The organism is Kitasatospora sp. NPDC059827 (assembly GCF_042731675.1).
Classification (GTDB): domain Bacteria; phylum Actinomycetota; class Actinomycetes; order Streptomycetales; family Streptomycetaceae; genus Kitasatospora.
This window is the reverse complement of the sequence record NZ_JBHWIV010000023.1, coordinates 54,911-67,976: the sequence shown is the minus strand read 5'-3', so window position 1 is coordinate 67,976 and position 13,066 is coordinate 54,911. Positions and strand designations below refer to the sequence as shown.

Genomic DNA, 13,066 nt, shown 5'->3' with positions numbered 1-13,066 from the left:
ATGGACACCAAGGTCGCCCGCGAGCCCACCGTCGTCGTCGACGACGTGCACATCGTCTACCGGGTGCACGGCGCCGGTTCCGGCAAGGGCAGCGCCACCTCGGCGCTGAGCCGCATCATCAGCCGCAAGCGCGCCTCCGGCGTGCGCGAGGTGCACGCGGTCAAGGGCATCAGCTTCACCGCCTACAAGGGCGAGGCGGTCGGTCTGATCGGCTCCAACGGCTCCGGCAAGTCGACCATGCTGGCCGCCATCGCGGGCCTGCTGCCGACCGAGAAGGGCGGCATCTACACCAACGGCCAGCCCTCGCTGCTGGGCGTCAACGCGGCCCTGATGAACGAGCTGAGCGGCGAGCGCAACGTCGTCCTGGGCTGCCTGGCGATGGGGATGTCGCCGGCCGACGTGCGGGCGCGCTACCAGGACATCGTCGAGTTCTCCGGGATCAACGACAAGGGGGACTTCATCTCCCTGCCGATGCGCACCTACTCCTCCGGCATGGGCGCCCGGCTGCGCTTCTCCATCGCCGCCGCCAAGACCCACGACGTGCTGCTGATCGACGAGGCCCTGGCCACCGGTGACCAGGCCTTCCAGCAGCGCAGCAAGAAGCGCATCGACGAGCTGCGCGGCTCCGCCGGTACGGTCTTCCTGGTCAGCCACGACAACAACTCGATCCGCGAGGTCTGCGAGCGGACCATCTGGATCGAGGCCGGCGAGCTGGTCATGGACGGCCCGACCGACGAGGTCGTCGGCCGCTACGAGCGCGGCGAGCGCCCGTAACGCCCCGCCGCCGCAGCGCCTGGCACCGCAGGGCCCCGGCACTCCAGGGCCGGCTCCGGGAACACCCCGGAGCCGGCCCTTCGGCGTGCGCCGCTACCCCGGGTGGCCCGCCGCCGCGGGGGTGAGCGCCACCGTGCGCCGGGCGGGGCGCTCTTCTCGGGCGCGGCGCGTGGTGTCAGGCTGGGGGCGCGGGGGCGGTGTGCCGTACGTGACGCCCGCGCTCGGACGCGTGTCCGAGTCGGACCGGTGGTACCGAGCGGTGTAGAACGGGGGAGTGACTGCAGTGTCGGCTTCGGCCCAGCCCAGAGATACGCCGGTGAACCCTTCCGCGGGACAGACCCTGGAGAAGGCGGGTGCGGAGAACTTCCCGGTCGCCCCTTTCTTCCTGCCCGCGGCCTGGCGCGACGACCTGATGGCGGTCTACGGCTTCGCCCGGCTGGTCGACGACTCCGGCGACGGCGACCTGGCCGATCCGGCCGCCACCGCGGCCCTGCTGGGGATCGAGCAGCGGCCCCCCGCCACTCCTTCGGCCCAGTCCGGCCCGCCGGGCCCGGCGGAGGTCTCCTTCCGGCTCGCCCTGCTCGACGGACTGGAGCGCGACCTCGACCGGGTGTTCGAGACCGCGCTGCGCTCCGCCGGCGCCGAGCAGCCCCGGCACCCGCTGCTGGGCGCCCTCGTCCCGCTGGTCGACCGGCACGGCCTGACGCCCGAGCCGTTCCGCCGTCTGATCGAGGCCAACCGGGTGGACCAGACCACCGCCCGCTACGCCACCTACGACGACCTGGTCGGCTACTGCACACTCTCCGCCGACCCGGTCGGCCGCCTGGTGCTGTCCATCGCCGGCGTCTCCACCCCCGAGCGGATCGCCCTCTCGGACGCCATCTGCACCGCCCTCCAGCTGGTCGAACACCTCCAGGACGTGGCCGAGGACCTCTCCCGCGGCCGGATCTATCTCCCCGCCGAGGACCTGGAGCGCTTCGGCGTCACCGAGGAGGAGCTCGCCGAACCCACCGCGACCGGTGCGGTCCGGGAACTGATCGCCTTCGAGGCCGAACGGGCCCGCACCCTGCTCGACCGCGGCGCACCATTGGTAGGTACGGTTCGGGGAAGGCTTCGACTGCTCCTGGCGGGATTCACCGCAGGCGGCTACGCGGCCCTGGCGGCCGTCGAGGACGCCGGGTACGACGTGCTCGCCCGGCAGGCGAAGCCGGACAAGCGCCGCCTCGCAGCGAAGGCGGCGGCCATCTTCGCGAAGGGAAGGTGAACGCCCGAGTGGCGGCATCACCACTGGCGTCGGCCCCGGTCATGGCGGCGTACCGGTACTGCGAGGCAGTCACCGGACTGCAGGCACGCAACTTCAGCTACGGCATCCGCCTGCTGCCCGAGCCCAAGCGACTGGCCATGTCGGCCCTGTACGCGCTGGCCCGCCGGGTGGACGACATCGGCGACGGCGACCTCCCGGCCGACCGCAAGGCCGAGGCCCTGGTGCGCACCCGGGAGCTGGTGGACGAAGTCCGCTCCGGGGCGGTCGCCGAGGACGACACCGACCCGATCAAGGTCGCCCTGGCCGACGCGGCCCGGCGCTTCCCGATCCCGCTCGGCGGCTTCGACGAGCTGATCGACGGCGTGGAGATGGACCTCAAGGGCGCCGAGTACCAGACGTACGAGGAGCTCAAGGTCTACTGCCGCTGCGTGGCCGGTGCCATCGGCCGGCTCTCGCTGGGCGTCTACGGCTGCGAGGACCCGGAGCGCGGGGCGCAGTACGCGGACACCCTGGGCCTGGCCCTGCAGCTCACCAACATCCTGCGCGACCTGCGCGAGGACGCCCTGACCGGCCGCACCTACCTGCCCACCGAGGACCTGGTCCGGTTCGGCTGCGAGCAGGGCTTCGCGCTGCCCAAGCCGCCGGTCGGCGCCGACTTCACCGGGCTGGTGGCCTTCGAGGCCGCCCGCGCCCAGGCCGCCTTCGAGGAGGGCCTGCGGCTGCTGCCCCTGCTCGACCGCCGCAGCCGCGCCTGCACCGCCGCGATGGCCGGGATCTACCACCGGCTGCTCGGCCGGATCGCCGCCGACCCGGAGTCGGTGCTGCGCGGCCGGGTGTCGCTCCCGGGCTGGGAGAAGGCGTACGTGGCGCTTTCCGGGCTCGCCGGGGGGCGTTCTTGATTCTCGCCACGGTTCTGTCACGCTGTGTCAGCGGGGAATCACATCAGGGTGGCGCCGTGTCGACCGCGGCGCCGGCCGTGAGCGCGCCGGCGACAGCGAACGTCGCCGGGCGGTCCGGCGACTGCGAGGGGGAGGGCCGATGACCGGGCGAGCCGATGCCGCGCGCCCGGCCGCCGTCGTGGTCGGCGGCGGCCTGGCCGGGATCACCACCGCCCTGCGGCTGGCCGAGGCCGGCCACCGGGTCACCCTCGCCGAGGGGCGCCCCCGGCTCGGCGGCCTGGCCTTCTCCTTCCAGCGCGGTGACCTGACCGTCGACAACGGCCAGCACGTCTTCCTGCGCTGCTGCACCGCCTACCGCGGGCTGCTGGAGCGCCTGGGCGCCACCCGGATGACCCACCTCCAGGACCGGCTGGACGTCCCGGTGCTCTCCGTCACCGGCCCCGCCGCGGCCCCGGTGCGCACCCTCGGCCGCCTGCGGCGGGCCGGCCTGCCCGTCCCACTGCACCTGGCCGGCAGCCTCGCCCGCTACCCGCACCTGTCCCCGGCCGACCGCGCCCGGGTGGTCCGCGGCGCGCTCGCCCTCAAGGGCCTGGACCTCGCCGACCCGGCGCTGGACGGGCTCTCCTTCGGCGAGTGGCTGCGCCGCAACGGGCAGAACGCCGCCACCACGGCCGCGCTCTGGGACCTGGTCGGCGTCGCCACCCTGAACGCCCGGGCCGACCAGGTGTCCCTGGCGCTCGCCGCGATGGTCTTCAAGACCGGGCTGCTCTCCGACCCGGGGGCCTCCGACATCGGCATCGCCGCCGTCCCGCTCGGCGCGATCCACCACGACCGGGCGCTCGCCGAGCTGGAACGCGCCGGCGTGCGGGTGCTGCTGCGCGCCCGGGTCGCGGAGCTCAAGCCGGCCGCGCCCCAGCACGCCGTCCGGCTGGAGGGCGGCCAGTCGGGCAACGGCGAGCTGCTCACCGCCGACACCGTGGTGCTGGCCGGCGCCCAGGACACCGCGGCCGCCCTGCTGCCGCCGGGTGCCGTCCCCCACCGGCTGGAGGACTTCGGCACCACGCCGATCCTCAACGTGCACGTGGTCTACGATCGCAAGGTGCTGCGCCGGCCGTTCTTCGCCGCGCTCGGCAGCCCGGTCCAGTGGGTCTTCGACCGCACCACCCACTCCGGGCTGGCCGGTACCCCGATCGGCCGCGCCCACCCCGGCGCCCAGTACCTGGCGCTGTCCCAGTCCGCCGTCCAGGACGAGATCGACCTGCCGGTCGCCGAACTGCGCGAGCGCTACCTGCCCGAGCTGGCCCGGCTGCTGCCGGCCGCCGCCGGTGCCGAGGTGCTGGACTTCTTCGTCACCCGGGAGCGCACCGCGACCTTCGACGGGGCGCCCGGCAGCGCCGCGCTGCGGCCCGGGGCCGCGACCGGCGTCCCCGGCCTGCTGCTGGCCGGCGCGTGGACCGCCACCGGCTGGCCCGCGACCATGGAGGGCGCGGTGCGCAGCGGCCACGCCGCCGCCGACGCCGCGCTGGCCGCGGCCGGTGCCAGGGTGCCGGTGGACCGGGGCGACGGGCGGTGGCCCAGGTGACGGCGGGGCCCGCGGCCGGAGAGCCCGCCAGAGCCGACGGGCGTACCGTCGGCCCCATCGGCCGTACCGACACCGAGCGCCGCGGCACCACCCGCTTCGGCACTGCCCGCTTCGACACCAGCCGCACCGACAGTACCCGGCCGCCCCGTGCGGTCCGGCACCACGAGGGAGAGGGAACGCACGTGGAGTCACGCACCGGCATCGCCGTCGGAGGCACGGCGCACGCCGAACCGGTCTCGGTGCCGGAGCTGCTGGCCCGCAGCCGGACGCTCTGCGCCCCGCCGCTACGGGCCACCGTCGCCCGTCTGGCCGCACCGATGGACACCGTCGCCGCGTACCACTTCGGCTGGATCGACCGGGACGGCACCCCGGTGGAGGGCGACGGCGGCAAGGCCGTGCGCCCCGCGCTGGCCCTGCTGTCCGCTCAGGCGGCCGGTGCGGCGCCCGAGGTCGGGGTGCCCGGCGGGGTCGCCGTTGAACTGGTGCACAACTTCTCCCTGCTCCATGATGATCTGATGGACGGTGACGAGACCCGACGGCACCGGGCCACCGCCTGGACGGTCTTCGGCCCGGCCCAGGCGATCCTGGTCGGTGACGCCCTGGCGACGCTCGGCACGGAGGTGCTGCTCGACGCCGGGGTGACCGGCGGCGCGAGCCCCACCGACGCCGCGCGCGCCGTCCGGCTGCTCACCACCGCGACCCGCAGACTGATCGACGGCCAGGCCATGGACGTCGCCTTCGAACAGCGCGACAGCGTCACCGTCGCCGAGTGCCTGGAGATGGAGGGCGGCAAGACGGCGGCCCTGCTGGCCGCCGCCTCGGCGATCGGCGCCGTCCTGGCCGGGGCCGACGACAAGGTCTCGGACGCCCTCCAGCGCTACGGCCACCACCTGGGCCTGGCCTTCCAGGCGGTGGACGACCTGCTCGGCATCTGGGGCGCGACCGAGGTCACCGGCAAGCCGCACTGGGGCGACCTGCGCCAGCGCAAGAAGTCCCTGCCGGTCGCCGCGGCGCTCGCCGAGGGCGGCGCCGCCTCGCGCCGGCTGGCCGAGCAGCTCGCGGACCCGAAGGGCCGGGGCGAGGAGGGCGAGCCCGAGCTCGCCGCCCGGGCCGCGCTGATCGAGGAGGCCGGCGGCCGGGCCTGGACCCAGGAGGAGGCCCGCCGCCAGCACACGACTGCCCTCGCCGCCCTGGACGAGGTGCCCATGTCCGACGAGGTGCGCGAGCACTTCGTCGCACTCGCCGAATTCGTGGTGGTACGAGAGAGGTGACGTTACGTTGACAGCAACCGCGGACGGCCGGCTCGACCCTGAGTACGATTCCGAGCCGGTCGCGGTGGGCGACCGCCCCCCGACCCTGCTGGGTGCGGGGCGGTGGCAGCCCGAGGACACCGACCGGCCCCGGCCGGCCGGTGAGGCGGACCGGCAGCCCGGCGACGCGCGCGCGGCCCTCGCGCGCGCCACCACCCACCTGCTCTCGCTGCAGTCCTCCGAGGGCTGGTGGAAGGGCGACCTGGAGACCAACGTCACCATGGACGCCGAGGACTTACTGCTCCGCCAGTTCCTGGGCATCAGGACGGAGGAGCAGACCCGGGCCACCGCCGAGTGGATCCGCTCCCAGCAGCGGGAGGACGGCACCTGGGCCACCTTCCACGGCGGACCGCCCGAACTCTCCACCACCGTCGAGGCCTACGTCGCCCTCAAGCTCGCCGGCGACGACCCGGACGCCCCGCACATGCTGGCCGCCGCGCGCTACGTCCGCTCCGCCGGGGGCATCGCGGCCGCCCGGGTGTTCACCCGGATCTGGCTCGCGCTCTTCGGCTGGTGGTCCTGGGACCGCCTGCCCGAGATGCCACCCGAGATCATCTTCCTGCCCAAGTGGCTGCCGCTGAACATCTACGCCTTCGGCTGCTGGGCCCGGCAGACCATCGTCCCGCTGACCGTGGTCTCCTCGCACCGCCCGGTCCGTCCGGCCCCCTTCGCGATCACCGAGCTGCACACCGACCCGGACCACCCGTACCCCGACCGGCCGCTCGCCCCCGCCACCAGCTGGGACGGCCTGTTCGAGCGCCTCGACAAGCTGCTGCACGCCTACCACCGCCGGGCCTTCCGGCCGCTGCGCCGGCTCGCCGTCGCCCAGGCCTGCCGCTGGATCGTCGAACGGCAGGAGGCCGACGGCTGCTGGGGCGGCATCCAGCCGCCCGCCGTCTACTCGCTGATCGCCCTGCACCTGGAGGGCTACGAGCTGGAGCACCCGGTGATGAAGGCCGGGCTCTCCTCCTTCGACCGCTTCACCGTGCACACCGAGGACGGCATGCGCTGGATGGAGGCCTGCCAGTCCCCGGTCTGGGACACCTGCCTGGCCACCATCGCGCTGGTCGACGCCGGCGTCCCGGCCGACCACCCGGCCCTGGTCAGCGCCGTCGACTGGATGCTCGGCGAGGAGATCCGCAAGCGCGGCGACTGGTCCGTCCAGCGGCCCGCCCTGCCGGCCGGCGGCTGGGCCTTCGAGTTCGAGAACGAGACCTACCCCGACATCGACGACACCGCCGAGGTGGTGCTGGCGCTGCGCCGGGTCGCCCACCCCGACCAGGCCAAGGTCGACGCGGCGGTGGACCGGGGCGTGCTGTGGAACCTCGGCATGCAGTCCAAGAACGGCGCCTGGGGTGCCTTCGACGTCGACAACACCAGCCTGCTGCCGAACAAGCTGCCGTTCTGCGACTTCGGCGAGGTGGTCGACCCGCCGTCCGCGGACGTCACCGCCCACGTGGTGGAGATGCTCGCCGAGACCGGCCGGGCCCGGGACCCGCGCACCCGCCGCGGCATCGAGTGGCTGCTGCGCGACCAGGAGGCGGACGGCTCCTGGTTCGGCCGCTGGGGCACCAACTACATCTACGGCACCGGCTCGGTGCTGCCCGCCCTGGTCGCGGCCGGCGTCCCGGACGAGCACCCGGCGATCCGCCGGGCGGTGCGCTGGCTGGAGGACCGGCAGAACGCCGACGGCGGCTGGGGCGAGGACATGCGCTCCTACGACGACCCGGCGCGCTGGGCCGGGCGCGGCGACTCCACGGCCTCGCAGACCGCGTGGGCGCTGATGGCGCTGCTCGCGGCGGGCGAGGGCCCGGAGGGCCGGTCCAACCCGGCGGTGGAGCGCGGGGTCGAGTGGCTGGTGCGCACCCAGCTGCCCGAGGGCACCTGGGACGAGCCCCAGTTCACCGGTACCGGCTTCCCGTGGGACTTCTCCATCAACTACCACCTGTACCGGCTGGTCTTCCCGGTCACCGCGCTCGGCCGCTACCTCAACGGCGGCCCCGGGATGGTGCGGCCGGGCGGCACGCCGTCGATCGGGGCGAACCGGTGACCACCGCCCCGCTGCTGGTGCTCTGCGCGCTGGGCCCCGAGGTGTGGGCCCTGCGCGGCGGCGACTGGCGCGGCTCGGCCGGCGGACCCCCGGTGCTGGTGCGCACCGGGGTCGGCCGACGGCGCGCCGGGACGGCCGTACGGCGACTGCTCGGCTCCGCCCCGGGCGGCTACGGCGCGGTCGTGGTGGCCGGATTCGGCGCCGCGGTCGGGCCGGGGGTGGCGCCGGGCGAGGTGGTGGCCGCGGACGGCGTGCGCGACGCCGAGGGCCACCTCTACCCGGTCGACTCCGGGCCCGAGCTGGCCCGGGCGCTCAAGGAACACGGCCTGACCGCGCACACCGGGGTGCACCACACCGCCGACCACGTGGTGCGCGGCATCGAGCGGCGCGCCCTGCACCTCCAGGGGGCGCTGGCCGTCGACATGGAGGCCGCCGCCGTGCTGGCCGCACTGCGGGAGGTGCGCCCGGCGCTGCCGGTGGCCGTGCTGCGGGTGGTGGTGGACACCCCCGAGCACGAGCTGCTGCGGCCGGGCACGCTCCCGGCCGGGGTGCGCGCCTGGCGGACCCTGCGGGCGGCGGTACCCGCCCTGGTCGACTGGTACCGGCAGGAGCTCGACACCCGCTCCGCAGTCCTGAACCACCCCACATCCTCGACGCTCCCCCAGGAGGCGAGCTAGCCATGGCCATGCCGTTGCGCCAGACCGTGCGGGTCGGCACCTACCTGATGCAGCAGAAGCTGCTCAAGCGACGGGACAAGTTCCCGCTGATCGTCGAGCTCGAACCGCTGTTCGCCTGCAACCTCGCCTGCGAGGGCTGCGGCAAGATCCAGCACCCGGCGGGTGTGCTCAAGCAGCGGATGCCGGTCGCCCAGGCGGTCGGCGCGGTCCTGGAGTCGGGTGCCCCGATGGTCTCGATCGCCGGCGGTGAGCCGCTGATGCACCCGCAGATCGACGAGATCGTCCGACAGCTGGTGGAGCGCCGCAAGTACGTCTTCCTCTGCACCAACGCGCTGCTGATGCGCAAGAAGATGGACAAGTTCAAGCCCTCGCCGTACTTCACCTTCGCCGTGCACATCGACGGCCTGCGCGAGCGGCACGACGAGTCGGTGGCCAAGGAGGGCACCTTCGACGAGGCGGTGGCGGCGATCAAGGAGGCCAAGCGGCGCGGCTTCCGGGTCACCACCAACAGCACCTTCTTCAACACCGACACCCCGCAGACCGTCATCGACGTCCTGGACTTCCTGAACGACGAGCTCAAGGTCGACGAGATGATGATCTCCCCGGCCTACGCCTACGAGAAGGCCCCCGACCAGGAGCACTTCCTCGGCGTCGAGCAGACCCGGGAGCTCTTCCGAAAGGCCTTCGCCGGGGGCAACCGGAAGCGGTGGCGCCTCAACCACAGCCCGCTCTTCCTGGACTTCCTGGAGGGCAAGGCCGACTTCGAGTGCACCCCCTGGGGCATCCCCAACTACTCGCTGTTCGGCTGGCAGCGGCCCTGCTACCTGATGGCCGACGGCTACGTGCCCACCTACCGCGAGCTGGTCGAGAAGACCGACTGGAGCAAGTACGGGCGCGGCAAGGACCCGCGCTGCGAGAACTGCATGGCCCACTGCGGCTACGAGCCGACCGCCGTCCTGGCCACCATGGGCTCGCTCCAGCAGTCGCTGCGCGCCATCACCGAGACCGTCAGCTCCAACCGGGGGCGCTGAGCCCGGGCCGGGGCCGCCCGGTACCGCAGCCGTCCCGCGTCCTGAGCTCCCGTCCGGCCCGGGCCGTCGTGCCCGGGCCGGCCCCGCCCCGGTGGGCGGAGGCACCACCGCACCGCTCCGAGTCGTGAGGTGTACCCATGTCACTGCTCTCCCGCGTCACGTCCCCGGCCGAGCTGCGCAAGCTCCCGGCCGCCGAACTGCCGCTGCTCGCCGACGAGATCCGCGACTTCCTGATCGACGCCGTCACCCGCACCGGCGGCCACCTCGGGCCCAACCTCGGCGTGGTGGAGCTGACCATCGCGCTGCACCGGGTCTTCGACTCGCCGTACGACCGGATCGTCTTCGACACCGGCCACCAGAGCTACGTCCACAAGCTGCTCACCGGTCGGCAGGACTTCTCCAGGCTGCGGATGAAGGGCGGCCTGTCCGGCTACCCCTCCCGGGCCGAGTCCGAGCACGACCTGGTGGAGAACTCGCACGCCTCCACCGCGCTCTCCTACGCCGACGGGCTCGCCAAGGCCACCCAGCTGCTCGGCCAGTACGACCGGCACACCGTCGCGGTGATCGGCGACGGCGCGCTCACCGGCGGACTCGCCTGGGAGGCGCTGAACAACATCGCCGAGGCCCGCGACCGGCCGCTGGTCATCGTCGTCAACGACAACGAGCGCTCCTACGCCAGGACCGTCGGCGGACTGGCCAACCACCTGGCCACCCTGCGCACCACCCAGGGCTACGAGCGCTTCCTCGCGCTCGGCAAGGAGGCGCTGCAGCGCACCCCGCTGGTCGGCCAGCCGATCTTCGACGCGCTGCACGGCGCCAAGAAGGGCTTCAAGGACGCCTTCGCCCCGCAGGGCATGTTCGAGGACCTCGGGCTCAAGTACCTGGGCCCGATCGACGGCCACGACCTGGGCGCGGTCGAGCAGGCGCTGCGGCAGGCCCGGAACTTCGGCGGCCCGGTGATCGTGCACTGCCTGACCGTCAAGGGGCGCGGCTACCGGCCCGCCGAACAGGACGAGGCGGACCGCTTCCACGCCGTCAACCCGATCGACCCGTACACCTGCCTGCCGATCTCGCCCAGCGCCGGGGTCTCCTGGACCTCGGTGTTCGGGGAGGAGCTGCTCGCGCTCGGCGCCGAGCGGCCCGACCTGGTGGCGATCACCGCGGCGATGCTCCAGCCGGTCGGGCTGGCGCCGTTCGCCAAGGCGTACCCGGACCGGACCTTCGACGTCGGGATCGCCGAGCAGCACGCCGTCACCAGCGCGGCGGGCCTGGCCACCGGCGGGCTGCACCCGGTGGTGGCGGTCTACGCGACCTTCCTGAACCGGGCCTTCGACCAGGTCCTGATGGACGTCGCGCTGCACCGGCTGGGCGTCACCTTCGTGCTCGACCGCTCCGGGGTCACCGGTTCGGACGGCGCCTCGCACAACGGCATGTGGGACCTGTCGGTGCTCCAGGTCGTCCCCGGGCTGCGGCTGGCCGCGCCGCGCGACGCCGAGCAGCTGCGGGCCCAGCTGCGGGAGGCCGTCGAGGTCGAGGACGCGCCGACCGTGGTCCGCTTCCCCAAGGGCAACGTCGGGCCGGTCGTCGAGGCGGTCGAACGGGTCGGCGGGACGGACGTGCTGCTGCGCACCGGACCGGCGCCGGAGATCCTGCTGGTGGCCGTCGGGGTCACCGCCTCCGCCTGCCTGGACGCCGCCCGGCTGCTGCTCGCCGAGGGCTTCACCGCGACCGTGGTCGACCCGCGCTGGGTCAAACCGGTCGATCCGGCCCTGGCCCGCCTCGCCGCCGCCCACCGGCTGGTGGTCACCGTCGAGGACGGCGGCCGCACCGGCGGCGTCGGTTCGGCCGTCGCCCAGGCGCTGCGCGACGCCGACGTGGACGTCCCGGTGCGGGTGCTCGGCCTGCCGCAGGAGTTCCTCGGCCACGCCGCCCGCGGCGAGATCCTGGAGGAGACCGGCCTGACCGGCACCGGGGTCGCGGCCCAGACCGCCGTCTTCGCCAAGAACCTGCTACCGACCCGAGGAGCGAACCCGCGCCATGCCGGCTGACCCCGACCGCCCCGCCTTCGACCTCGCCGCCCTCCTCGCCGAACGCGGGGGTGAGCGGTACGAGCTGCACAGCCGCTACCTCAACCCGCAGCTGCCGCGGATGCTCCGCACCATCGGCTTCGACAAGTACTACGAGCGGGCGCAGGGCCAGTACTTCTACGACGCCGAGGGCAACGAGTACCTCGACATGCTGGCCGGCTTCGGCATCTTCGCGCTCGGCCGGCACCACCCGGTGGTGCGGTCGGCGGTCCGGCAGGTGATGGACCTGGACCTGCCGGACCTGGTCCGCTTCGACTGCTCGCCGCTGCCCGGGCTGCTGGCCGAGCGGCTGCTCTCGTACGCGCCCGGACTCGACCGGGTGTTCTTCGGCAACAGCGGCACCGAGGCGGTGGAGACCGCGTTGAAGTTCGCCCGGTACGCCACCGGCCGCCGGCGCGTCCTCTACGCCGACCACGCCTTCCACGGGCTGACCACCGGCTCGCTGTCCGTCAACGGGGAGAGCGGCTTCCGCAAGGGCTTCGACCCGCTGTTGCCGGACACCGCCATCCCGCTCGGCGACATCGGGGCGCTGGCCAAGGAGTTGAAGCGCGGGGACGTCGCCGCGCTGATCGTCGAGCCGATCCAGGGCAAGGGCGTCCAGGCGCCGCCGCCCGGCTGGCTGCGGGCGGCCCAGGCGCTGCTGCACGAGCACAAGGCGCTGCTGATCTGCGACGAGGTGCAGACCGGGATCGGCCGCACCGGCGAGTTCTTCGCCTACCAGCACGAGGAGGGCGTGCTGCCGGACCTGGTGTGCGCGGCCAAGGCGCTCTCCGGCGGGTACGTGCCGGTCGGGGCCACGCTCGGCAAGAGCTGGATCTTCGAGAAGGTGTACTCCTCGATGGACCGGGTGCTGGTGCACTCGGCCAGCTTCGGGTCCAACGCCCAGGCGATGGCGGCCGGGCTGGCGACCCTGGAGGTGATGCGCGAGGAGAAGGTGGTGGAGAACGCCCGGCAGGTCGGCGACCGCTTGCGCGAGCGGCTGACGGCCCTGATCGACCGGTACGAGCTGCTCGCCGAGGTGCGCGGTCGCGGCCTGATGATCGGCATCGAGTTCGGCCGGCCCAGGTCGTTGAAGCTGCGCACCGGCTGGACGGCCCTCCAGGCCGCGCGCAAGGGGCTGTTCGCGCAGATGGTGGTCGTCCCGCTGCTGCAGCGGCACCGGATCCTGACCCAGGTGTCCGGGGACCACCTGGAAGTGATCAAGCTGATCCCGCCGCTGATCATCACCGACCGGGACGTGGACCGGTTCGTCGACGCGTTCACCGAGATCATGGACGAGGCCCACCGGGGGAACGGCCTGATGTGGGACTTCGGCCGGACGCTGGTGAAGCAGGCGGTCGGCAACCGGTAGGGCCCGTCCTCGCACTCCGGCCTGCGGCTCGGAGTGGGAAG

Annotated in this window: 10 protein-coding genes; all 10 read left to right on the top strand. The window is 73.7% G+C overall.

The window, feature by feature from the left end:
- The 10 genes from ACFV8H_RS17010 (at position 1) to ACFV8H_RS16965 (ending at position 13,025) form a co-directional block, all read left to right on the top strand.
- Entirely contained in the window at positions 1-774 is a 774-nt protein-coding gene (locus ACFV8H_RS17010; RefSeq protein WP_380400525.1) for an ABC transporter ATP-binding protein, read from the top strand.
- A 316-nt stretch (positions 775-1,090) separates the two neighbouring features.
- On the top strand, positions 1,091-2,038 hold the full coding sequence (gene hpnC / locus ACFV8H_RS17005) for a squalene synthase HpnC (protein ID WP_380400463.1): 948 nt from the start codon (positions 1,091-1,093) through the stop codon (positions 2,036-2,038).
- 41 nt (positions 2,039-2,079) lie between these two features.
- Complete coding sequence (hpnD, locus tag ACFV8H_RS17000; protein WP_350506002.1) at positions 2,080-2,937, top strand: presqualene diphosphate synthase HpnD; 858 nt, start codon at positions 2,080-2,082, stop codon at positions 2,935-2,937.
- A 139-nt stretch (positions 2,938-3,076) separates the two neighbouring features.
- Entirely contained in the window at positions 3,077-4,519 is a 1,443-nt protein-coding gene (gene hpnE / locus ACFV8H_RS16995; protein ID WP_380400461.1) for a hydroxysqualene dehydroxylase HpnE, read from the top strand.
- Positions 4,520-4,701: 182 nt separating this feature from the next.
- Positions 4,702-5,790, top strand: a complete 1,089-nt coding sequence (locus tag ACFV8H_RS16990; RefSeq protein ID WP_375885251.1) for a polyprenyl synthetase family protein — start codon at positions 4,702-4,704, stop codon at positions 5,788-5,790.
- Between the two features lie 7 nt (positions 5,791-5,797).
- Complete coding sequence (shc, locus tag ACFV8H_RS16985; protein ID WP_380400459.1) at positions 5,798-7,879, top strand: squalene--hopene cyclase; 2,082 nt, start codon at positions 5,798-5,800, stop codon at positions 7,877-7,879.
- Positions 7,876-8,556, top strand: coding sequence for a 1-hydroxy-2-methyl-2-butenyl 4-diphosphate reductase (locus ACFV8H_RS16980; protein ID WP_380400457.1), 681 nt, complete (start codon positions 7,876-7,878; stop codon positions 8,554-8,556). Before shc ends, ACFV8H_RS16980 begins: the two co-directional genes overlap by 4 nt.
- A gap of 2 nt (positions 8,557-8,558) precedes the next feature.
- Complete coding sequence (hpnH, locus tag ACFV8H_RS16975) at positions 8,559-9,587, top strand: adenosyl-hopene transferase HpnH (protein ID WP_360238793.1); 1,029 nt, start codon at positions 8,559-8,561, stop codon at positions 9,585-9,587.
- Between the two features lie 137 nt (positions 9,588-9,724).
- Positions 9,725-11,635 (top strand): 1-deoxy-D-xylulose-5-phosphate synthase, encoded by a 1,911-nt coding sequence (gene dxs / locus ACFV8H_RS16970; RefSeq protein WP_380400455.1) that lies wholly within the window; start codon positions 9,725-9,727, stop codon positions 11,633-11,635.
- Positions 11,625-13,025, top strand: coding sequence for an aspartate aminotransferase family protein (locus ACFV8H_RS16965; RefSeq protein ID WP_380400454.1), 1,401 nt, complete (start codon positions 11,625-11,627; stop codon positions 13,023-13,025). The genes dxs and ACFV8H_RS16965 overlap by 11 nt, the downstream gene beginning before the upstream one ends.
- Positions 13,026-13,066 lie beyond the last annotated feature (41 nt).